Annotated in this window: 16 protein-coding genes; 3 read left to right on the top strand and 13 right to left on the bottom strand. The window is 61.1% G+C overall.

Translation table 11 applies throughout. The features are described from left to right. Positions 1-4: 4 nt before the first annotated feature. From ACXX83_RS12795 to ACXX83_RS12840, 10 genes are all read right to left on the bottom strand, one after another. Positions 5-3,382: a type VI secretion system Vgr family protein gene (locus ACXX83_RS12795; protein ID WP_458548658.1), complete on the bottom strand. Its 3,378-nt coding sequence runs from the start codon at positions 3,380-3,382 to the stop codon at positions 5-7. Continuing rightward, positions 3,379-6,021 carry a type VI secretion system ATPase TssH gene (tssH, locus tag ACXX83_RS12800; protein WP_458548659.1) on the bottom strand — a complete coding sequence of 881 codons (2,643 nt, stop codon included), beginning with the start codon at positions 6,019-6,021 and terminating at the stop codon, positions 3,379-3,381. Before tssH ends, ACXX83_RS12795 begins: the two co-directional genes overlap by 4 nt. 158 nt (positions 6,022-6,179) lie before the next feature. Continuing rightward, on the bottom strand, positions 6,180-6,662 hold the full coding sequence (locus tag ACXX83_RS12805; protein ID WP_458548660.1) for an Hcp family type VI secretion system effector: 483 nt from the start codon (positions 6,660-6,662) through the stop codon (positions 6,180-6,182). Positions 6,663-6,677: 15 nt separating this feature from the next. Next, positions 6,678-8,405, bottom strand: coding sequence for an OmpA family protein (locus ACXX83_RS12810; RefSeq protein ID WP_458548661.1), 1,728 nt, complete (start codon positions 8,403-8,405; stop codon positions 6,678-6,680). A gap of 10 nt (positions 8,406-8,415) precedes the next feature. Then, positions 8,416-9,099, bottom strand: coding sequence for a type VI secretion system protein TssL, short form (tssL, locus tag ACXX83_RS12815; RefSeq protein ID WP_458548662.1), 684 nt, complete (start codon positions 9,097-9,099; stop codon positions 8,416-8,418). Continuing rightward, entirely contained in the window at positions 9,096-10,451 is a 1,356-nt protein-coding gene (tssK, locus tag ACXX83_RS12820; protein ID WP_458548663.1) for a type VI secretion system baseplate subunit TssK, read from the bottom strand. Before tssK ends, tssL begins: the two co-directional genes overlap by 4 nt. Positions 10,452-10,492: 41 nt before the next feature. Continuing rightward, positions 10,493-12,031: a type VI secretion system contractile sheath large subunit gene (gene tssC, locus ACXX83_RS12825; RefSeq protein ID WP_458548664.1), complete on the bottom strand. Its 1,539-nt coding sequence runs from the start codon at positions 12,029-12,031 to the stop codon at positions 10,493-10,495. Positions 12,032-12,064: 33 nt separating this feature from the next. Then, positions 12,065-12,568, bottom strand: a complete 504-nt coding sequence (tssB, locus tag ACXX83_RS12830; RefSeq protein ID WP_217835505.1) for a type VI secretion system contractile sheath small subunit — start codon at positions 12,566-12,568, stop codon at positions 12,065-12,067. 471 nt (positions 12,569-13,039) lie between these two features. After that, positions 13,040-13,858: a polyphosphate kinase 2 gene (gene ppk2, locus ACXX83_RS12835; protein ID WP_015095568.1), complete on the bottom strand. Its 819-nt coding sequence runs from the start codon at positions 13,856-13,858 to the stop codon at positions 13,040-13,042. 58 nt (positions 13,859-13,916) lie between these two features. Further along, entirely contained in the window at positions 13,917-15,638 is a 1,722-nt protein-coding gene (locus ACXX83_RS12840; protein ID WP_458548665.1) for a SulP family inorganic anion transporter, read from the bottom strand. A 317-nt stretch (positions 15,639-15,955) separates the two neighbouring features. On the opposite strand from ACXX83_RS12840, the gene ACXX83_RS12845 reads away from it, so the two are divergent. Together ACXX83_RS12845 and ACXX83_RS12850 are read left to right on the top strand one after the other, a co-directional pair. Next, the gene (locus ACXX83_RS12845) at positions 15,956-16,408 is read left to right on the top strand and encodes a hypothetical protein (RefSeq protein WP_458548666.1); all 453 of its coding nucleotides are present in this window, start codon (positions 15,956-15,958) and stop codon (positions 16,406-16,408) included. A 279-nt stretch (positions 16,409-16,687) separates the two neighbouring features. Beyond that, positions 16,688-17,635 carry an AraC family transcriptional regulator gene (locus ACXX83_RS12850; RefSeq protein ID WP_458548667.1) on the top strand — a complete coding sequence of 316 codons (948 nt, stop codon included), beginning with the start codon at positions 16,688-16,690 and terminating at the stop codon, positions 17,633-17,635. A gap of 235 nt (positions 17,636-17,870) precedes the next feature. Here the strand turns inward: ACXX83_RS12850 and ACXX83_RS12855 are convergent, their stop codons facing one another. The 3 genes from ACXX83_RS12855 to ACXX83_RS12865 form a co-directional block, all read right to left on the bottom strand. Next, positions 17,871-19,790, bottom strand: a complete 1,920-nt coding sequence (locus ACXX83_RS12855; RefSeq protein ID WP_458548668.1) for a tyrosine-protein phosphatase — start codon at positions 19,788-19,790, stop codon at positions 17,871-17,873. Between the two features lie 287 nt (positions 19,791-20,077). Continuing rightward, positions 20,078-20,578 (bottom strand): hypothetical protein, encoded by a 501-nt coding sequence (locus ACXX83_RS12860; RefSeq protein WP_458548669.1) that lies wholly within the window; start codon positions 20,576-20,578, stop codon positions 20,078-20,080. A 98-nt stretch (positions 20,579-20,676) separates the two neighbouring features. Beyond that, a complete protein-coding gene (locus tag ACXX83_RS12865; protein WP_458548670.1) occupies positions 20,677-21,132 on the bottom strand; it encodes an anti-virulence regulator CigR family protein in 456 nt (151 codons plus the stop codon). A 399-nt stretch (positions 21,133-21,531) separates the two neighbouring features. Here ACXX83_RS12865 and ACXX83_RS12870 point away from each other — a divergent pair, with 399 nt between their 5' ends. Beyond that, positions 21,532-21,768 (top strand): hypothetical protein, encoded by a 237-nt coding sequence (locus ACXX83_RS12870; protein ID WP_015095575.1) that lies wholly within the window; start codon positions 21,532-21,534, stop codon positions 21,766-21,768. Positions 21,769-21,811: the final 43 nt, after the last annotated feature.

Consider the following 21,811-nt stretch of genomic DNA (forward strand, 5'->3'; position numbering starts at 1 on the left):
AAACCTATCCCGGAAGATTTGATTTATCTAATGGATTTGCAAAAAAATTCTCAAGAGTGGTCACAAGCAATCCCTCACTCATCCCAGCATTGCTTCTATTCCAGACACTACCCGGCTTACCCTCAATACTTATCATGTAGTAATCTGAAATAATCTCACCTTGCTGCTCCATATTGTAATCGGACAACTTTTTAGATTTACTCAAAGTATACTTATAGGCTTCCGCCCCCCGACTGGACACAGTCAGGCCGGCTTTTTTGACTGGATAACCCAGTTGGTACTGCCAAACATGAGTCATTTCATGCATGAACAGCGCCTTATCTCTGTGGTCATCTGAATGATAAAAGTCATCTTTGTAAAGTTCAGTACTTTCCGGAAAATACATCTCCCCATTCGGCGTCACCGCCGTGTTCTGAAACCCGACAAACAACCACCATCCGCCGTGATGTACTTTGACCTTGCTGTAATTGACCGCATCTTTAAAGACAGTTCGGGCCATGGCGATTTCGCCAGACGTCAAGGAACGCTTCTTGCCTTTGGGCAGGGGAACATCTTTTGTCGAGTGGCCAACATCCGTATCGTTGGTTGAAACATCACTGGAGGTCAGGTCAACCTGCATTGGCGCCTGGGCATTTTGCGCCGCGCAACAAAGCGGTTGCGCCCCCTCTGGTGGAAACAGCAGCAATTGGGTGATCTGCGTCGGCTTCTCGGTCACCAACCGCTGCGTGTAACCTTGCTCATCAGTCACGCCATTGAGGATTCGGCCGTCAGCCAATGTGGCCGAGTACTTGATGTTGCTTGCCAATTCGCCATTCGGGCCAAGCAGTCGAAGTTGTTCGTCATACGAGGTGGTGTTCGGAAACTCAATCTTCAGCCCGCCCGGCAATAAGGTATGAGCGCTCATGGTTCGCCCTTCCTTGTCGGTTACGCCGGTGAACACCTCGCCCTGTTCAGTAGTGATCCGGTAGCGGGTAAACGCCAGCGGTGCCTGGCTCTCATCTCTCAGAACGTATTCCCCGGAGTAACCTCCGGGTAACGGTGTTGCCGGCGTATCCAGCCTGGCGCTGCCAAGCTTTTGCACATGCTTGGCCCGTTGATAGATATTGCCGGGGGCGCCCTGATCGAGGTCGCCGTCTTTCAAGCGGACAAAGACCCCTCCGCATTCCAATATCAGCTCTTTTTCAGCGCGGATGTGGACTCGGCCATCCACGCTCTCGATCTTGATGTCGCCCTTGGCCAGGGCGTGCAAGAGGCCCTCCAAAGCATGCAAATCGATGTTGCCCTTGGCCGCCTTGAGCTGCATGTCCGCGCTGTGTGCGAGCAGGCTGATTCCGTCCTCGGCGGTGGCGGTGATGTTCTGCCCGGCGCTGAGGTCGACGTTGTGCGCGGCAACGGCGCTCACGCTTTCGCTACCGGAGGACAGGCTCACCGCCTCAGGACTGACTACGCCTATACCTGCCGGGGCATGCAGCAACAGACCAGGCTGCTTCAAGCCTTCGAGGGCTTGGGTGAGCCGTTGCTGGCTGGCGGTGTCGCCGGGAGTAGCTTTGGCCGCGCGAGCCGCATCGGCCAGGGAGCGCGCCAGCGACAAGGCACTTTCCAATTGTGCGACGGCAGCCTCCATGTCGAGTTGCGCACCTTGGGCTTTCTCCTGTTTGTCCGCGCTGATGAAAAGGCCCTTGCCGCCACGAATGGCGCCCCAATCATCCGTACGCAGTTCAAACCCTTCCCCACGTTTCTTCCGCTGGCCATCCACCAGATGCCCGAGGTTGAGTTGGCTCTTGCCGCCATACTCGGTGCCGAGCTTGACGTGCTCCTGCCCCCGCGTGTCGTCCATGCGCAACTTGTTGTTGGCCGGCGTACGCAGCACGTTGCGGTGGTCGTTGCGCTGGGTCACCAGGTCGGGGTGCTGGTCGTCGTGCAGGGCATGGGCGATGTAGGGTTTGTCCGGGTCGCCCTGTTCGAAGGCGATGGCCACTTCGGTGCCGGCGATCAGCGGCAGGTGCAGGCCGTAGGTGTCGCCGGCGTAGGCGCGGGCCTGGCGCAGCCATTTGCTTTCGCGGCCGGCGGGCCAGGTGTCGCGGTCGAAGAGGAATTTGACCCGGTAACGCCCTTGCATGTCGATTTCGGTGTACAGGGGGTTGCTCTGGGGGTGGGTGATGCGCGCTGGCAGGGTGCCGGCGATTTGTGGTTTGGGCGGTACTTCTGGGCGAAAGCACAGGCGCAAGGCGTAGGGCATGGCTTCGAAATCGCAGGTCAGGCTGCGGTCGCGGGCGGCGCGCGTGGTGATCTTTGTGATCACCACCCGGGAGGCGAAGGCCTTCGGTGCGTCGCCGCTGACGGTCAGGACCTGCCCCGGGGCCAGGGTGGCGCTGCTGCTGGTGCCGCTGAGGTGGGTCTGGTTGTTGAGGTAGCGTTCGTGGCGCAGGCGCGCATAGAAAAAGCCGCTTTCGCTTTGCAGGTCTTCGTCGCGCAGGTGGGACTTGCCGAGCACGCGGTAGGGTTCGGCGTAGTGGTAGGCGTCGCCGTAGGTGTTGTCGGCGACGCCGCGGGTTGTGGCCACACCGTGGGTGGCGGGCTCGCCGCGGGTCTGGTCGACCTCGCCGTCGAGGTAGGCACGGCTGTCGTCGGGGTGATAGGCGCGTACGCTGACCTGCTGTTCCACCACCCGGTGGCGGGTTTTCAGGGCCCAGACGCTGTCCTGCTCGCTGTTGCTGAAGCCCGACGGTGAGCGCAGCGGCAGCTCGACGTCGAACTGGTAGCAGCGCTGGTCGTCGCAGAACTCGACGACGTCGAAGGCGAGCTCTTCGTGCTGGATGCAGCGGTACCAGATGCCGACGTCGGCCAGGATCCGGCTGATGAAAGCCAGGTCGCTTTCCTGGTACTGCATCACCTGCTCGCGCGGCGGGTATTCGCGCTTGAGGTTGAAGCGAAAGTGCCCGGTGTCGAGACCGTGGCGGTCGCGCAGAATGCTTTTGACGATGTCCGGCACGGACTGGTGCTGATAGATCCGCGTCTGCTGGCCGCGATCGAGCAGGGCCAGGCGCGGTTGCAGGGTGACTTCGTAGCGGGCTTCGTCGATTGAGCCGGACAGGCGCTGGCAGGCGGTAATGCGGCCATAGACGGTGCGCAGGGGCTTGGGCGGTCTGGGCACTTCCCAGTCGAACACGGGCACGTTGGACGGTGCGTCGTACAGGCTGAACTCGGCGTACTGGCCGATGAATTTTTCCGCGCCGATGTCGAGGTCGCTGGCGGTGAATTCGATGCGGTAGAGGTAGGGTTGGCTAAGGTGCTCATGGCCCTCGAAGGCGAGGACGTCGAGGTGGGTGTCGAGTTTGTCGATCTTGAGTGTGTGGCGGTTGTGGCCGAAGACAGGGTTCATGCTCGGCCCTCAGGTGCAACGACTGAAGGTCCGTCGGTGAATTGCAGCGTGATGCCCTCCTCTTCATTAAAGCCCAGGGTCACGCCAAGGGTTTTGTATTTGGCGGCCTGACGCTGCAGCAGCTGTTGGCTGAGGACCGGCAGAATCTGCTGGTTGAGCAGGCTGTCGATGTTGCGCGCACCGGTGTCGGGCAGCAGGCAGGCGGCGACCAATGCATCGTGCAGGCCATCCTCAATCACGCAGGCCAGGCCGTAATGGCTGTGCAGGCGACTGGCGACCTTGGCAAGTTTCAGGGCGACGATATGCTTGAGCGCGTCGGCCAGCAGCGGGCGGTAGATCAGGGTCTGGAAGCGGGCGAGCAACGCCGGCTGGAAGTGCTCGCGCAGCAGCGGTCGCAGCCATTCGTGCAAGTCGCTGTCGCTGGCTTCGGGCTGTTCGCGCAGACCGTTTTGCAGCTCATCACTGCCGAGGTTGGAGGTCATCAGGATGACGGTGTTGCGGAAGTCGATTTCGCGCCCTTCGCCATCGCGCATGAAGCCACGGTCGAACACTTGATAGAACAGATTGAGCACGTCGCGGTGAGCCTTCTCCACCTCATCCAGCAACACCACGCTGTAGGGCCGCTGGCGCACCGCTTCGGTGAGCACGCCGCCCTGGCCGTAACCGACGTAACCCGGTGGCGAGCCCTTGAGCTGGCTGACGGTGTGGGCCTCCTGGTACTCGGACAGGTTGAGGGTGATCAGGGATTTTTCGCCGCCGAACAGGCAGTCCGCCAGCGCCAGGGCGGTTTCGGTCTTGCCGACGCCGCTGGTGCCCACCAACAGGAATACCCCCAACGGCGCCTGCTCTTCGGTCAAGCCGGTCTTGGCTGCGCGCAGGCGCTGGGCCAAGGCACCGAGGGCAGATTCCTGGCCAATCACCCGCTCGCCGAGTTGCCATTCCAGAGTCAGCAGGCTGGCTTGTTCGTCCTTGAGCAAACTGCCCAGGGGCACGCCGGTCCAGTCGGCGATGACTTCCGCAACACTGCGTGCATCGACGTCCAGGGACAGCATTGGCTGGCTGCCCTGGGCCCGCAGCAATTGCTCCTGCAGTTTCGCGCAGAGGTCGCTGCGGGCCGGTTCGGCCTGACGCGCATCGAGCAATTGTCGGGTCAGGTCAAGTTCATAGCGGTACTGGCACAGCAAGTCGTCCTGCTGTTGTTGCATCTCGACCTGCTGCCCGGCGATCAGCGTCAATCGTTCGCTCAAGTCGCTGCCATTGAGTTGCACATCCTGTTCCAGTGCGCGCCGCTCCAGCTCCAGCGCGGCATGCCGGGCCTTGAGCCGCACCAGTGCCTGGGGCTCGCAGTCGAGGCTCATGCGCACCCGCGCGCTGGCGGTGTCGAGCAGGTCGACGGCCTTGTCCGGCAAATGGCGGCCGGTGAGATAACGCCGCGACAGGTTGACGGCGGCCTGCACCGCCGCATCCTGAATGTGCACGCCGTGATGGCTGGCATAGCGCGCCTTGAGACCGCGCAGCATCAGGCAGGCACTGGCGTCGTCAGGCTCGTCGACCTTGACCATCTGAAAACGCCGCTCCAGCGCGGCATCACGTTCGAAGTACTGTTTGTATTCGCTCCAGGTGGTCGCGGCGATGGTGCGCAATTCACCACGGGCCAAGGCGGGCTTGAGCAGGTTCGCGGCATCCGCCCCACCGGCCTGGTTACCGGCGCCGATCAGGGTGTGGGCTTCGTCGATGAACAGCAGCACCGGGTTGGCCGACTGCTGCACAGCGTCGATGACATTTTTCAGGCGTTGCTCGAACTCGCCCTTGACCCCGGCGCCCGCTTGCAGCAGACCCAGGTCGAGGGTGCGCACGCTGACCGCCTTGAGGCTGTCCGGTACGTTGCCGTCGGCGATGCGCAGGGCCAGGCCTTCGACCAGCGCGGTCTTGCCGACGCCGGGCTCGCCGACGAGGATCGGGTTGTTCTTGCGCCGCCGGCTGAGGATGTCGATGACCTGGCGGATTTCATCGTCACGCCCGAACACCGGGTCGATCTGCCCGGACTTCGCCTTGGCTGTGATGTCCTGGGTGAATCTGTCCAGTACCGCTTGCAAGGCATCGTGCCCGGCACCGTCGGCGAGCTGCGTCGCCGGGAGCGGGTCCAACGCGCTTTGCTGTTGTACCTGCGGGCGTTCCTCGGAGTGTTGGTCGAGCAAGGCAAACACCTGCTGCAACTGGACTTCGCTGAGGCCCAGTATTGACCAGACCGCTTCGCAAGCCAGTAGGTCCGGACGCTCCAGCAATGCGCCGAGCAGGTGTGCCGAACGCAGGTTGTCGTTGCCCTCCAGCGATGCGCGCAGCCAGGCGTTCTCGATGAGTTTCTGTAACTTGCCGCACAACTGCGGCTTGCCCTGTACGCTGCGCGGCAGCCTGTCGAGGTGGTCGAGCAAACCGCGCCAAAGCGCATCCATGTCCCACTCATGGCGGCGCGCAATGAGGGTCAGGTCGCCCTCGCCTTGCTCCAGCAACTTGAGCAGCCAGTGCTCGATACTGATCCGCTCATGGGCACGGCTTTGACACAACGAAGCCGCCGCGCTGAGCGCCTGGGCGCAGTAGGGATTGAGGCGGCGAAGCAGGCGCGTGGAGTGATGGGACATGGGGAAACATCCTTGTGCTGGAAGTCCAGCCTGTGGTCGGTTGTGGCAATGAAAAGGGGCGAGATGGGCTGGGGTGAACGTCCGCGAACGGACGCTCAGCCCAGCACACCGAAACCAGCAGGCAGGGCCTGCCTGCTGGCCGTCCGGGGTTACGCGGTCTAGCGTTCGTTCCAGGAATCGGAGTGACTGATGTTGCCGTCCTTGTAGGTCCAGGTGATCTTCTCGTAGCGCAACTCAATCTGTTCCAGATGGTTGTGCTTCTCTTTGTCCGGGTCTTTGACGTCGTGCATTTTCGGGGCGACTTTCACCACTTTGACCTTCTCCAGTGTGGTGTTGAAGTACTCGACTTCCTGGCCGGCATCGTCGATGCGATACCACTTGAACTCAGCACTGCTGAGGGTCTCGCCAGTGGCTACTGCCCTGTACAGGTACGGGCTGGAGGCATCGACTTCCTTGGTGAACTGGAATGGGGTATGGATCCGTGTACCGGTCAATTTGCCGGTGTTGTTGTCGGTGGGGATGTACACGCTGTGGTCCTGAGCGACCACCTCGATACTGCCTTCGCGTTTGTCCACGGTCACTGACCCCTTGAGGTCCGCGCCGCCGTCATCTTTCAGCCACAGGTAAATGGGGACTGCCATGTGAAGCTCCTTTTTTCAGTACACAGATGCCGCGTTTGCGACAGGGGGTTGTACGTCTGCCCCGGTCGTGGGATGCGCGCAGGCCCCCACTTCCGGCACCAGACGGATATCGACGCGACGGTTGGCCTGACGCCCCGCCTCGGTGTCATTGCTCGCGATCGGCTGGCTCTTGCCAAAGCCCTGCACCGCGAAACAGCTGTCGGGGATGCCGCCCATGCGTTGCATCCAGTCACGTACCGCTGCCGCACGGGCGCGGGATAACTGCAGATTGTGTTCGTCGCTGCCCACGGCATCGGTGTGCCCGGCGATGACGATCAGCCAGCCAGGTTGGGCCTTGATGCCGACCAGGGCGTCGATCAGCACCCTGGTCGATTCCGGCTTGAGTCGGGCACTGGCGCTGCTGAACAGCGACAGGCTGTCCAGGCGCACGGTTCGCGCCGCGCGTGCTGGCATCGGGCTCGTCGACGGTTGCCTGTGGTTGGCGATGGTCGACAGCAACCCTGCGCGCAATTGCTCACCGCGATACAGGCCAAGGCCCAGCGCCAGGGGCTCGCCCCGGCGGTAGTAACTGTCGAGGCGCACCGCGTCCTCGCGCAGCACGTTCAACGCTTCTTCCCGTTGGGCAAATTCGGGTTGATCGCGACGCTCCGTCGGGGCAATGGACGCATAACGCCGCAGGTCATCGCTGACCTGACGCAGCAGCAGGGTGTTCTGCCAGGCCGAGCTGGTCAGGGCGACAACGGCGGCAGCCGCGAACAGCCACAGCGCAATCACGCTGGCGCGACGTATTGGTAAACGTCGAGCCTGTGCCGGCAGCAGATTCAGTAAAGGATCAGGGAACGGCAGCGACGCATCCGGCGCTTGTACCTGTGCATCGGCGTCCCTCAGCCCGGTCTTGCCCCGCAGCCATTGCCCCCACAGATTGCCGGTCATCATCCCGGGCAGTGTCGGTACCAAGGTGCTGGCGCGAACCAGCGGCAAGCCGGCAGGATGGCGACCTTCACGGCTGGCGAAGTGCGCCAGGACATATTCATCCAGCCAGGCAGCAGCACTGTTGAGCTGGACGCTGGCCTGCAACCGCCGAGTGTGGGTTGCATGTTCAGCGGGCAGCCGATACCAGTCGTCGGGGCCAAGGCACGCCCCCCCTTCACGAATGTTGCAGGTGCCCTGCCCGGCTTCCCAACTGAACCAGGCCCCCCTGCTCGCCGATGATTGCAGGTAGCTGACGAGCATCAGCGGCAGTGCAATACCACGCTGACGAATCAGCCCGGCCTGGTAATTGAACGTACGCACGTGCCCGGCCAACACCGCGGCATCGGTGTGCTCGCCCGGGTTGACAATGAACATCACGCAGAGCTGCCCGGCCCACTCGGGACGCAAGGCCAGGACACTGTCAGTCACCCCGGGCAGTTGTTCCGCACTAGAGACCCGCAGGTAACAGCCCTGCTCGGTCATGCGCAACGCCGGCTGGTCGTTGCACGCTTCACCAAACAGCCCGGCCAGGCCATCACCACACACCAGTACCACCGGATGACGATACGCAGCCGGTGGCAACGCCAGGTGGTCGAGCGAGCCGGGCAATTGCCGTTGACGCGCGGCCCGGACACAGGCGAGCGCAACGCAACCGACAACGATCAGGGCCACGGCGGCACGGCCCCATCCGCCAAACGGGATAATGGCCAGCAGCATCAGGGCCAGTGCCCCCGCCCACAGCCAGAGGCCTTGTTTGAGTTTGAGCGTCATGGGCTCCACCTCAGGCTTGCGCGGCCAACAGCGTCGCAACCAGACCACCCAACAGCTGGTCGAGGCCGTACCAGACACCGGCCAGCAACAGACCGACAGCCAGGACGTTGACCAGCGGTGAGCGCAACCAGCGCAGCGCCATTGCGCCATGGCTGGCGATGAGGGGGCCAGTTAATGTCTGACGCAGCTTCAGCGGTGCGACCCGGGCTTTCAGCTCGGCCAGCAGTTGTTCACGCTCGGGGTCATTGTCATCGCGATAACGGCCGCGAAAACCCAGGGTCAAAACCCGCTGGAAGGTCGTCAGTACCTGAAGGTCCGGCGCCGGTTCGCGCAGCACCTCGCGCATGTCCTCGTACAGGAACTCCCCGGCCTGGTGGCGATTGAAAAACTTCGCTTGCAAGGGTTCACTGGCCCACCGGGAATGGGCATCGTTATCGGTGCGGTTGAGCATGGTTTCATCCAGCAGCGCACATTGAGCGTGGCTGATATGGTCGATGCTGCGTTGGGCCAGGCCGGCATCCATGAGCCGCTGGCGAACGTGCTCGACCTGCTTTACGCAAAGCGCCTTGACCTCATCGCTGCTTTGCGCGGAGGCCCCTTGCCGCAACTCGACCACCAGCAGGTAGCTGTCTTGCAACAACGCGTCGATGTCGACCGTCATGGCGGCCGGTTTTTTCGCTTCGATCAGGTTCATGCACGTAGTACCGCGAACAGTTCAAGTTTCACTTCGGCCAGGGTGCTCGGGACGTACAGGGCACAGATGCCCTGATCCCGAATGGCTTGTCCCTTGGCATGGTTGAGATCCAGGGCGAAGTACTGGTTTTCCAGGCGCAGGGGGATGGCCGCCGGTACGTGACTGAGGGACTGCAACGGCACGCCATCGAGGGCGGCGTTGACCAGCTGATCGACTTCGTCCGGTGTGCCGATCTTGCACAGTTGCGGGAACTGACTCTGCAATTGCACCGCAGGCAAGCGGCAACGCACCGACAGATAGAAGTCGGCGCTGTCGGGCTCGCGCAAACGGGCGTCGTCAAGTCGGACCTGCCAACGGTTGGCTGCGCTCTGCTCGAGTGTCAGGGCGATGACGCGAGAAGGCAGGCTGGCCTCCAGCAACGTGGAGATCATGCGCAACAGCGGCGGGAACACGCTTTCCAGGTGTTCGTGGCGGTAAGGCGGAATCTGCTCGACATCGTGTTCGAGGGAAAAGGTCAGCAGACTGCCGGCCAGTTTTGTCAGCTCCAGATAGACCTGCTCGGGATGTCGCGCCGGCCAGGCCTTGAGATCGGCCAATACCGGCTGGTAGGTGTTCAAAGCATTGAGCAACCAGAACAACGACACGTCGGCCACGGCGAAGTCAGCCATTCGCTGGTTGCTCTCACGGCGCATGCCCATCAGCCGCTGACGCTTGGAGGACAACTGGGTCAACAGGTTATCCAGTTGCGTCAACAGACCCGGGTGGGCCGCGAAACTGAGCAGCGGCGGCACATAGTCAGGATCAAGGCTCCAGGCGCCCTGCCCGTCACGCACCAGGCGCGCGATCGGGCAGGTCAGGTAATCGCCGTTCTCGTCGTGATCGAAGCGCAGGCTCAGCACGTGTTCCAGTACGCCGACCGATTGCACTTCATCGGCGTAAATGTCCTGCACCTGACGCCAGTCCTGACGATAACGGGTGGGTCGATCGGCCTTGTCGGCGTCGAACAGGCAGTTGTTGCCATTGGCCTGTTCCAGTGGCAAGGCCAGGAGCAAGGTCGCCGCCTGGGTATCGTCGGACAGCAGGCGCGACAGCTCCAGCCCCAGGGGCAGTCGATCGACATGGTCAGTGTCGATCAAGGTGCCGTCAGGCATGCGCAGGCTCAGGCGAGTGGCCTTGAGCTTGCCCAGGCGCAGTGCTTGCAGGTCAAACGCGACGTCCTGGACGCCCCAGGGGTGCACCAGGGACAGACGAGCCAGGCGCTCGTTGGCCCAGGCTTCCCAGCGCGCCTGCTGCTGGAATTGCTGCGGGGACAGCAATGCCCCCGCGGCCCACAAGGGGCGGTCGATTTTCATGAGGTCGAATCCCTACGCAATGGGTTGGGTTTGCACAGGACTCAGGCTTTCGCCTTGGGCATCTGCGAAACCAGCGACAGGTTGACGTCCATGCCTTCCACCTGGAAATGCGGCACGGCATACAACTTGACGCGGAAGAAACCCGGGTTGTCCTCGATGTCTTCGACGGTGACCCGGCCAGCCCGCAACGGGTGCGAAGCCTGCAGCGAGTCGCCCGGATCGTTCATCTCGGTGACCAGCCCGCTGACCCACTTGTTCAGCTCCAGCTCCAGCAATCGGCGGTCCTTGGTGGTGCCGATGTTTTCGCGCTGGATCAGCTTCAGGTAATGGGCAATGCGTGACAGCAGGAAGATGTAGGGCAGGCGCGCATTGATCCGGCTATTGGCGGTGGCCTCCGGGGTATCGTATAGCGCCGGTTTCTGCGTGGAGTTGGCCGAGAAGAAGCACGCGTAGTCACGGTTCTTGTAGTACGAGAGCGGGATGAAACCGAGGTTGGCGAACTCGAACTCGCGCGTCTCAGGAATCATCACTTCCGAAGGGATCTTCACCTGATTGCCAGTGCCCAGATCGTACAAGTGGATCGGCAAGTCGGTGACCGCGCCGCCAGACTGCGGACCGCGGATCTGCACGCACCAGCCGTTGGCGATGAAGCTCTTGACCATGTTGGCAGCGAAGGCAAACGAGGCGTTGGTCCAGAGGTATTTGTCGTGGTCCGGTCCCTTGACGCTTTCGATGTAGTTGAAACTGCGCACCGGAACCGTGTCCGGGCCATACGGCAGACGGCCCAGCACGCGGGGCATGAGCAAGCCGATATAGCGGGCATCGTCGCTGTCGCGGAACGCTTTCCACTTGATGTATTCGGCACGGTCAAAGTAGTTGCCGATGTCCTTGATGGCGGCGACTTCTTCCATCGAGTGCTTGCCAAAAAAGGCCGGGCCGACGGAGCCGATGAAGGGCATGTGCGCGGCTGCCGAGACTTTGGAAATATTGCGCAGCAAGGCAATGTCCTGCGGGCTGCGGTCGAACTCGAAGTTGGAAATGGCAGCGGCGATCGGCTCACCACCCGGGGTGTCGTACTCCTGGGTGTAGGTATGCACATACAGGCCACTTTGCGCGATCTCCGGCGCATCCTCGAAATCCTGGACCAGGTGATCCTTGCTGATATCGAGCAATTCGATGCGCACGTTCTGGCGAAAATCGGTCTGATCGATCAACGATTTCACACCACGCCAGGTGGACTCCACCCGCTGGAAATCCGGGTGATGCATCACGGCGTCCAGTTGGCGGCTGATTTGTGCATCCAGCGACGCAATATGTTCATCCAGCAGTGTCTTGTCCAGACGCCGGACTTTGCGCGAAGACTGTTTGATCAAATTCAAGAAAACACTGACAGCGGCAGTCACTCGCTCATCGGCAGAAACGTCCGACAGCGCCTCGGAACCTTGAAACACTTCGATTTCGCCCAGCACTTTTACCGGGTTGAGATTGATCTTGCCAAACAACGCGCCATATACGCCTTGGTTTTCTTCAGGCAACACTATAGTGCCACGCGATTGCGCTTGAGAATGTTCGATAGACATTTTTAAACTTCCCTTTAAACGAGCCGAGGTGAATTAACGAATGTGTTCCGGAGTCAGTGCCGCCAACTCACCTCGCAGTTCGTCACTCAGTGCCTCGTCCATGAGAATACGCTCCAGTTCCTGACGGAACGTGGCATTGTCCAACAGGTTGGACTTGAGGTCGCGCAGCAGGTTACGCATAGCCAGCAGTGCGCGCAGTTGCGGAATTTGCCGAGCCACTTGTTCCGGCTCGAAATCCTTCATGCTCCGGAAACCCAGGTTGACCGCCGCTTCGCCGGCATCCTCCGCCAAGGTATTGGCCACCGCCAGCTTGACCTCGGGAGAAAACTCGGCCAGCACGCTATCGAAATTATTCTTGTCGATGGCGACTTTGCTTCTCTCGGACAACGGCCGCTGCTCCTTGCCGTTACTGTAGTCGCCCATCACCATCAACTTGAGCGGCAATTCGACCTTTTTCTGTGCATCGCCCGTATGCAAATCGAGCTTGATGTTGACCCGTGTCTTGGGCACTTCGTTTTGGAAACTACCAGAAGCCATAAAATCTCCCTGGATATTTGTAACAACATAAAGCGTTACAAAAATTCAATGACATAATCGAACTCAGGAGTTGAGTCGACAATACGCAATTACATAAGCGGACGTGACATGCAAGCTTGCTTCGGCAGCGAAAGATGAGCCCTTTCAAAGGCAACCGCAACTACGGAAACAAATACTCAAACACTATCAGATGTAATAGTGAACTATCTTACAAAGACATTCCAACCGCCAAATTAATATTTAGATGCGCCTTACATCGCACTCAGAATTTACCTTCCCTCTAAATAGCCATTTCCCACACAACTAAGGAAATTTCCTACTCGAAGATTATTGGCGTGTTTTGATTGCGGCGCGGCATGGCCGTTGAGACAGCGGATGGTCGGTTAATTCCGGAAAAGCGGGGAGGCGATTTCACGACTGCCGTGCCCGGGTCTTGAAGACCGGGCACGGGCAGCACAGTGCTGCGGGATTCTAGAATTTTTCCGCGATGTACTTGAACGGATAGTTCGGATCCCGATAGTTACCGGGACTTTGGCGCTTGGGCAGTTTCACTTTCGCCCGCGGTACTTCCTCATACGGAATGCTGCTGAGCACATCACTGATGATGTTCAGTCGCGCCCGCCGCTTGTCATTGGAGTTGGCGACCCGCCACGGGGCGAACTCGGTGTCGGTGGCCTCGAACATGTCGTCCCGGGCACGTGAGTAGTCGTACCAGCGGTTATAGGACTTGAGGTCCATCGGTGACAGCTTCCAGATCTTGCGCCCGTCGGTGATGCGCGCCTTGAGGCGTCGGGTCTGCTCCTCCGGGCTCACTTCAAGCCAGTATTTGATCAGGATGATGCCCGATTCGACCAGTGCATGCTCGACCCGCGGCGCCACGGTGAGAAATGAGCGCACCTGCTCTTCGGTGCAAAACCCCATGACCCGCTCGACACCGGCGCGGTTGTACCAACTGCGATCGAAGATCACCACTTCACCGGCCGCCGGCATGTGCGGCAGATAGCGTTGCACATACATCTGGCTTTTTTCCCGATCGGTCGGTGCCGGCAACGCGATCACCCGGAACACCCGCGGGCTGACCCGTTCGGTCAGTGCCTTGATGGTCCCGCCCTTGCCGGCGCCATCACGGCCCTCGAAGACGATGCAGACCTTGGCGCCCGAGTGCTGTACCCACTCCTGCAGCTTGACCATCTCGACATGCAGCCGCGCCAGCTCCTCGAGATAGACCTTGTTCTTGAGCTTGCCGCTTTCAACCGGCTTGCTCTTCGTTGCCGTCTTCTTCTTTGCCATGCCCGTAATCTCCTTCAATGCGTCACACAGCGTCCGGGATGCACCCGGCCGCACTCATTCAACGCCGATTGCGCTGGTAATGTTCAACCGCCAGTTCCAGGTTCAGGAACATGCGTGCCTCACCCAGCGTATGGCCCAAGGGTGCCTTGATGACCATGTCCCATACACTGGGGCTCATACCTACCAGCCACAGTGAAATGCCTTTCTCGCTCATGCGCTGCTCGGCGCTGGTGAGCATTTTCAGGGCCGTGTATTCCAGGTCGAACACGCTGCGCAGGTCCAGGACCACGACCCTGGGTGTCGCCGCATCGATCAGCGGCCGGATTTTCTCGGCGATGCGCTCGGCATTGGCGAAGAACACCCGCCCCTCGGGCCTGAGCAACAGCAGCCCGTCAAACTGTTCGTCATCTGCGTTGCCGGTGGCTTGCGGTCGATAGACGTTGGTGCCGGGCTTGCGTGCCAGAACATGCACGGGCGGGTCCGAGAGCTGATAGGCCAGGGCCAGCAACGAGACGATGATCGCCACGACGATCCCTTGCAGCGTGCCCAGCAGCATCACGCCGATCATGGCCACCACGGCCCAGGCGAATTCGGTACGGCGAACCGACAGGATTTCGCGAAACTCCGCCGGCTCGATCAGGCCCACCGAATACACGATCACCACGGCGGCGAGCGTGGCATTGGGCATCAGGCCAATGAGCGGTGCCAGCAGCAGGCAAGTACCCAATGCCAGTGCAGCGGTAATCAGTGCGGCCAGTTGCGAGCGGGCACCGGCCAGGCGGTTGACCGCCGTTTGCGTGGTCCCGCCACCCGCGACCATGGCCCCGAGAAACGCACCGCCTATGTTGGCAACGCCAGTGGCCAGCAGCTCCCGATTCGGTTGTGGGGCAGGCTCGTCACTGCGGGCGAACGCGCGTCCCGCGGCAATGGTTTCGGTGAAACTCATTAGCGCGATACCCATCGCCGAAGGCCACAGGGTTTCGGCCAATGACCAAAGCGGCAGGGTCGGTGCGGGCAACCCGATCGGCACCACACCAACGGCGGACACGCCAAAACTCTCCAGGCCAAGCAGGCTCATGCCGAGTATGCCCAGCGCCACCGCAATCAAGGGCGCGGGCAATCGCGGCGTAAAGCGCTTCATGCCAACCAGCAGCAGTATCATGAATACCCCGACCGCCGCGGTCGGCAGCGAGGCATGAGGGATGCTCTGAACCGAAGCCACCAGGTTGTGCAGGAAGCCACCTTTATCGATGTGGGTGCCCAGCAGCTTGGGTAGCTGGTCGAGCACGATGACCACGCCGATGCCGGCCTTGAAACCCACCAGCACCGGTTCGGAAATGAAATTGGCGACGAACCCCAGGCGCAGCAACCCCGCGACGATCAGGATCGCCCCCACCATCAGGGCCAGCGTGGCGGAGCCGGCGAGCAGGGTCGCCGCATCGCCATCGGGGCTGATCTGGCCCAGTGCGGAGCCAGCGAGAATGGCCAGGGTGGTCGTGGTGCTGACACTGAGCGGACGCGATGTGCCGAGCACGGCATAGATCACCATCGGCACCAGCACCGTGTACAGCCCGACCTGCACCGGCAGGCCGGCAATCGTGGCGTACGCCAGCGCCTTGGGAATGACCACGGCCGCTGCCGTCAGCCCGGCGACCACATCGCCCCGTAGCCAGTCCGGCCGATAACAGTCGAGCCACTCCGGGATCAACAGGCTGCGCACGCTACCCCGCTGTGGAATGCCAGGGTTGCGCGCTTGCGGATCGCTGCCTTGTTGATTCATCAGTCACTCCAGTCACAAATCGTCCGTGCGGATGATGAGTGGGCTCAACTGACCGCACAATCCTTTAACTGCACGCGTAACCACTGCAGACCTTCATCGGCATCGAAGCGCGCGTGGCAGCAGGCAATCCGCGCAGGCTCGACTACAAATGTAGCCGGTTTGCACGGCTACGCCGCCACATGACTGGAGAAGGAGACAGACGCCCTACCCTCTGCGCGCAAAAATGGAAAGCCTTATATGGACGACGTCATGAGGGCGATAAATGAGCTATACCCGCTAATTCCCCCATTGCAGTTCTTCAACTCAGGAGTTTGGCAATGAAGCTCAAGACCTCTCTGGCAGCACTCATGGTGGCGGCAAGCCTTTTCGGCTGCGCCACTTCCTCGCACCACGGCGTGAACCTCAACCTGGTCGCCACCCGGCAAAACGCCGGTCAGATCGGCACCGTCACCTTGACCGACTGGGACAAGAAAACCGGGCTCAGTTTCTTCATCAGCGGTGCTCCAAGCGGGGTCACCCTGCCCCTGCGCCTTTATTCGTTCATCAATAACGGCACCTGCGAGCAACCCGGGTCAGTCGCCTACGCGATGAACGACACCGTCAACACCGAACGTCAACCCATACGCGGCTGGTCTTTTACCCGAACCGCGCCCGTGCCGTTGCAAACCCTGGTTGACGGCAAATATTCGGTGGTCGTGCGAACGGCTGCGACCGATGGCAACGTCGATATCTTTTGCGGGGACATCAAGGCGACAGAGCCGGTGAAATAGCCCTGGCCAGTGCCGACCAGCCCACGCCCCGGTACCGCTCGTGCCACCGGTTGTCCGGTGCGAGCGGTGGCGTCGGGTGAACGGAAACGGGGCTCGCAGCAACAACCAGTAACAAACCTGTCATTACTCACTGATAACGTCCTGACGCTTTCCCGAACCGCATCCGCTCGATCTCCGATCGCCAGTTTCCTGTACCAGGGCTTTGCCCCTCCGCTCAAGGTGACACTTCAGGTGTACGCAAGCACGACGCGCAAGCAAATCATCATCAGGTCCAACGACATGAGCTGCGACGACTTTGGCGCGTTGTTCTCGAACCTGTTCGGCAACCTGTATGCCGACTCCCCGCCACCGCCGAAAAACATCATCATCGGCGGGGTCTACGGCCGGCACGAAGGTGTCAGTTTTCGGCGCATGCACTATCGCGGCGACTTCACGGTGGACTTTCCCGCACCCCTTGATGAAATCACTTTCGTCATTCCTACCGCCGGCAAGATCATCTTCAACCACGTCACCGAGTCGGTAGGTTTCGCGCAGATCGGCCTGGCGATCGACAAGGCCGAGGTCCGCTCGGCGCGCTTTGTCGATAACCACGCACAGCACGGGATTTCGATCAGCCGTCGGCTGATCACCGAGCGCCTGTCGACACTGCTGGGCAAACCCATTCTGCAAAAGGTGCATTTCGAACCGGTGGTGGATCTGAAGGCATCGGCCTTGCAGGGCATCCGGGCATTGATCGAACTGGCCACGGGCAGCGAGTTCGACCTGCTGATCAACAGCGGTTCGCTGATGCCTTCGCGCCTTCGCGAAATGCTGGTCGATGCGGTGCTCGAAACCTGGCCGCACAACTTCACCGAAGCCCTCCGGCGCCCCTCTCCACTGATAGCGCCGCGGCATGTGAAGCTGGCCGTCGAGTACATCCAGGCGCACCCCGAGCACCTGGCCAGTGGTTCGGAGCTGGCGCAACTGACCCATGTCAGCCTGCGCGCCTTGCAGGAAGGTTTTCAGCGCTTCATGGGTACTTCGATCGTTGCCTATCAGCGCCAGGTACGCCTGGAGCGCGCCTTTGCCGCGCTGTCCCAGGGGGCGGCGCCGTCGGTGACAGACGTCGCCTTGCAATACGGCTTCAGCAACGTCGGGCGGTTTTGCCAGTATTTCCAGAGTGCCTACGGCATCAGTCCCGCAGACGTGAGAAAGGGTGTGCGAGCGCGGCCGATGGCGACCCATTGAGGGATTAGCGGGAGCGCTCGCGAAGGCGGAGTGACATTCAACATCCCTGTCGACTGACATGGCCTCTTCGCGGGCAAGCCCGCTCCCACAATGTTTTGTGCTTGCCACATGATCCGGGCACGACACACAACCTGTGGGAGCGGGCTTGCCCGCGAAGGGGCCGCAAGACTCAATATCAATGTGCCTGTCAGATCACTATCGCAAGCCATCTCCCACAGCTTGCCTTGACTGATCGTCAGAACAGATAGCTGGCCTTCAGCCCGCCATTGAAGCCATGGCTGTCGCCGCCACCGCTGGCGCCGATTTCCGCCCCCACGCTCCACGGACCAAGGTTGGCCATGACGTTGACGCCACCGGTGAACTGGTCACGGTTGTCGAAGGCGGCCTGCTGCTCGATGTCCAGGCCCAGCAGGTGCCCTTCGCTGTCGACTTCAGGGTCGCCCAGCACATGCTCGTAGCCCACTTGCACCCCCGGCACCAGTTGCCAGGCGCCCAGGCTGACCGGTGCAAAGGATGCGTTGAGATTGGCCACCGCGCTCTTGCGGGTCTCGTGGATACCATCGACGTCCAGCGCCAGCTCGCTGCCTTTTTCCTGGAAGCCTGACAGATTGACGTGGCTGATCCGCACACCGAGGCTTGGCTCGAGGGTCACGCCGTTCACCGGAACCCGGTAGCCCACGGCCAGGGTCGCACCGGTGAGGTTGCCATGGCTGTCGCCCTTGGCCGTGCCCAGGCCGCCGCCGAGCTCTCGCTTGCTCTCGTAATCGAGATAACCGGCGCTGGCATCGGCATCCACAAACAGGCCGCGCTCCAGACCGTTCGGTGCAAAGCGGGCACCGACGCTGAAGAAGGTCAGGTCGGTATCGGCCTCGCCACCTGCGCCACCGACATTGCCGCGGCTGTAGCCGAAGCCGGCATGGGCGCTGAGCTGTTCGGAAAAGCGTTGGGTCAGGCCAATCATCATGCCCTGGCTATGCTCGTTGCTGCTGGAGGCCTGAGAGGAGCCGTCGGTGCCCAGATACCCCGCCAGGGCGGTGCTCCACAGACGATATTGCCCGGTCTTGAGGTCGGTGCCACTGGTGAAAGGCGCAGCAGCCTGATCGATCATCGCGCCCTGGCGCAGCAGGTAGCTGGCAGCGTCGGCATGCACCTGGCCGCCAACGGTAGACTCGACGCCGCCGAGGCTGCGCGCATCGATGGCCGATTGCAGGTAGTAGTTGTAGGCGCTGTAGGTGCCTGACAGGTTGCTGTTCTGCAGTTGTTGCAACAACTGCGCGCCGGCCGCAGCGTTGCCCACCAGGTCCGCTGCGCCAGGCAAGCTGTTGTAGAACACCATCTTGCCGCGCAGCACGTAGATGGTTTCCTGGGACAGGCCCAGGCCTTGCTTGAGGTAGTTGTCCATGGTGCCGTATTGCGCGGTTACCTGGTCCAGCCCGGCTTGCAGGTAACCGGCCTCCACACCGATCAGCGGCCCATAGATGGTCGCCAGGCTCGGTGGCAACGCCGCCAGGGTCGCCCTGATGCGCTCGGCGGTGTAGTCGTTGGTCGCCAGGTAGTTGCTCATGATGGTGGCATCGTCGACCCCGGCGATGCTTTGCAGCACAGCGGCAGTCCAGCCCGTGCGGTCCTTGCCGGCGGTGCAATGGAACAGCGCGGCACCGTCGACCGTGGCCAGTTCATTGAACAACTGGTTGAACTCGCTGCGCATCCCCGCGTTCCTGACGAAGTCACGGTTGGTGTCCTGCATCATCGCGGTGGCTTCGGCGGCGCTGTGGAACGCGACGTTGGTGACGTTCGCGCCAGACGTGGAGCCGCCGATGATGTCGATGTTGGTGTAGGTCGCGCCCGTGAGCATCGTGTCGGGCGTGGCGGCGATCTCGGTGGGCGTGCGCAGGTCGTAGACCGCCTTGATGCCAAGGCCGTTGAGGGTCGCCAGATCCACCGCCGAAGGCGTCAACGCGTTGGAGCGGTAAAACACCCCGCCACGCATCGTGCCGTCGTTGGCTGTGGTGTATGCCGTGGTGAGACCGGCGACATCGCGGAAATTGTCGATGCTTTTCAGGCGTGGCGTGTTGAGGGGGACTGTCTCGGCCGCCTGGGCGGCAGCGATGGACAGGCTCAAAACAGACAGCGAACACACAAGTCGTTGGAACACAGGACAGCCTCATTGGAATCACGTTGGGCTGACCAATATCTACATTGAATTGACGCTGAACATGACAAATCGCCTGCAAACGCTAATCACTGCGCGATGTGTCCGGATGGCTCGTTTTCTGTCCGTGCATGGCCCGGTGTGCGGCCAACTTCAGTGCCGAAAACCCATGACAGGACGGGTAGAGAACGTGCGACGCAACGTTGTTCGGCGATCAAATGCCAGACGCAAAAAACCCGCTTTTCAGCGGGTTTTTGGCTTTTCTGAAACTGCTCGCTACTGCTGTGAACTCAATGGGTTTTTTTCGAGGTCGACATCCCGGCTTTACTCAAGCCTTTGGTGTTGTGTTCACCCGGCGTCGAGGCCGAAATAGCCCTGGCCTTGGAGATACCGCGAGTGTCCTTGGAGTTGGCGATGCCTGAGGTCGTGGTGCCATGACCGTTGTCATCGTTGCGCTCACTACCGTAGTGGTTCCCGCTCAGGCCATGGTCGCGCACGGATTTGCCGGCATGGTCGCTGTCCAGCCCGTTGCCGCGGCCGTTACTGCCGGAGTGGCCTGTGCCGGCGTGTCCGCCACCCATGCCGCCGCCGTGGCCGCCACCGTTTCCGCCGCCATTACCACCGCCGTTTCCACCGCCGCCACCGCCGCCACCGTTTCCACCGCCACCACCACCGCCGTCCTTCGCGTAGGCGGAACCCATGATCGACAGGCCATCAGGCAGCAATGGGGCGGCTGCAAGCATCATGGCGCATGACATTACAGCAACGAGACTCTTGTTTTTGAAAAGCATGATTGCTTCCGTAGGTGGTTGATATCGCGTGACGTATGACGCGATATCCCTCAAACAGTTCAAGCGTCACGACAGGTGGCTGGAAGTCCCTTCACACATCAATCGAACACACCGTTGAGAATTTCATAAACGAGCCCGGTGGCCAGCGCGACCAGGATCAAATCCGTGCCGACTTGCTGCCACTCGTAACCGTCATAGTGGGGCAATCTGCCGACCAGTCGGCCATCCAGCTTTTTGGCAATGCCGGGTGGAAGTGGCTTGCCTCGGGCAAGGTTCTTTTGAATACCCGGTGGCAAGGCAGGCCCGGGGCTCCAGTAACCCGTATTGGCGCCAATGATCTCGAGCACGCTGCTGCGATTGATGCTGGGACCATGACTCCAGTCCCCGCCGCCGGAACCCTTGTTCTTGTTGCCCTGGTTGCCCTGGTTGCCCTGGCTGCCATGGTTGGCCTTGTTGTTGCCCTGGCCGTTACCTGGATCAGCCAGCGCAGTCACTGAGCCGCCGACCAGGGCCAGGCAGGTGATTGCTGCAATCAACGATCGAGACTTGATCATGAGTCGTTCCTTCGTGGCGGGAATATTCCCTTAATTTTAGACGCCATTGACGGAGTTGGTTCCATCAGGTCACCGGGCGCCAAACTCGACGCCCGCCCCGGCGCATGGAAGTGCTGATTCCGGGAACTGGGCATTGGCTGATGGAGGAAGCATCGACGCAGACGATTGCGGCGATTCGCGGGTTTATCGAGAAGCAATCTTCTTCGATGTAAGTCCACGCGTGATACATCGCAGATACTTCAATGCATGGCGCTGTTTCCCGATTGTTACCTCAGCGCCGCAGTTGTCACTTCTGCGCCACCGAACGGGCCAATAGAGTATGGCCGTCGGTGTAGAACAGGGTCGTCGACTTGTCGGTCCGCGCCGGCACCGATCCCCCCATCACGGAAGAGGTGAATCATGAGTTTCGTCAAAGTGGAAAAAAACCAGAGCAGCGCCCCGTCGGATGCCGACATGAAAAAAGCCATGGTCGAGTCGGGCGGCACGCCGGGCGAGGTCACCGGGACCAATGCCGCCCGCACCCTGACCTACACCGGCGTGGTCAACCACACGGTGTACGAGAACAAGCTGATCGAGATTGCCAAGGGCAAACGCACCAGCTGGAACTTCGTCTGGGCCGATGCCCGGGCTGCCTGAGGTCAAGGCGGGGCGGCCGATCGGCTGCCCCGCTGACCCGGCC

The organism is Pseudomonas sp. GNP012 (genome assembly GCF_054343835.1).

Coding starts and splice junctions, on each gene's coding strand:
- ACXX83_RS12795 (WP_458548658.1), bottom strand. CDS start 3,382: ATGAACCCTGTCTTCGGCCACAACCGCCACACACTCAAGATCGACAAA.
- tssH (WP_458548659.1), bottom strand. CDS start 6,021: ATGTCCCATCACTCCACGCGCCTGCTTCGCCGCCTCAATCCCTACTGC.
- ACXX83_RS12805 (WP_458548660.1), bottom strand. CDS start 6,662: ATGGCAGTCCCCATTTACCTGTGGCTGAAAGATGACGGCGGCGCGGAC.
- ACXX83_RS12810 (WP_458548661.1), bottom strand. CDS start 8,405: ATGACGCTCAAACTCAAACAAGGCCTCTGGCTGTGGGCGGGGGCACTG.
- tssL (WP_458548662.1), bottom strand. CDS start 9,099: ATGAACCTGATCGAAGCGAAAAAACCGGCCGCCATGACGGTCGACATC.
- tssK (WP_458548663.1), bottom strand. CDS start 10,451: ATGAAAATCGACCGCCCCTTGTGGGCCGCGGGGGCATTGCTGTCCCCG.
- tssC (WP_458548664.1), bottom strand. CDS start 12,031: ATGTCTATCGAACATTCTCAAGCGCAATCGCGTGGCACTATAGTGTTG.
- tssB (WP_217835505.1), bottom strand. CDS start 12,568: ATGGCTTCTGGTAGTTTCCAAAACGAAGTGCCCAAGACACGGGTCAAC.
- ppk2 (WP_015095568.1), bottom strand. CDS start 13,858: ATGGCAAAGAAGAAGACGGCAACGAAGAGCAAGCCGGTTGAAAGCGGC.
- ACXX83_RS12840 (WP_458548665.1), bottom strand. CDS start 15,638: ATGAATCAACAAGGCAGCGATCCGCAAGCGCGCAACCCTGGCATTCCA.
- ACXX83_RS12845 (WP_458548666.1), top strand. CDS start 15,956: ATGAAGCTCAAGACCTCTCTGGCAGCACTCATGGTGGCGGCAAGCCTT.
- ACXX83_RS12850 (WP_458548667.1), top strand. CDS start 16,688: ATGAGCTGCGACGACTTTGGCGCGTTGTTCTCGAACCTGTTCGGCAAC.
- ACXX83_RS12860 (WP_458548669.1), bottom strand. CDS start 20,578: ATGCTTTTCAAAAACAAGAGTCTCGTTGCTGTAATGTCATGCGCCATG.
- ACXX83_RS12865 (WP_458548670.1), bottom strand. CDS start 21,132: ATGATCAAGTCTCGATCGTTGATTGCAGCAATCACCTGCCTGGCCCTG.
- ACXX83_RS12870 (WP_015095575.1), top strand. CDS start 21,532: ATGAGTTTCGTCAAAGTGGAAAAAAACCAGAGCAGCGCCCCGTCGGAT.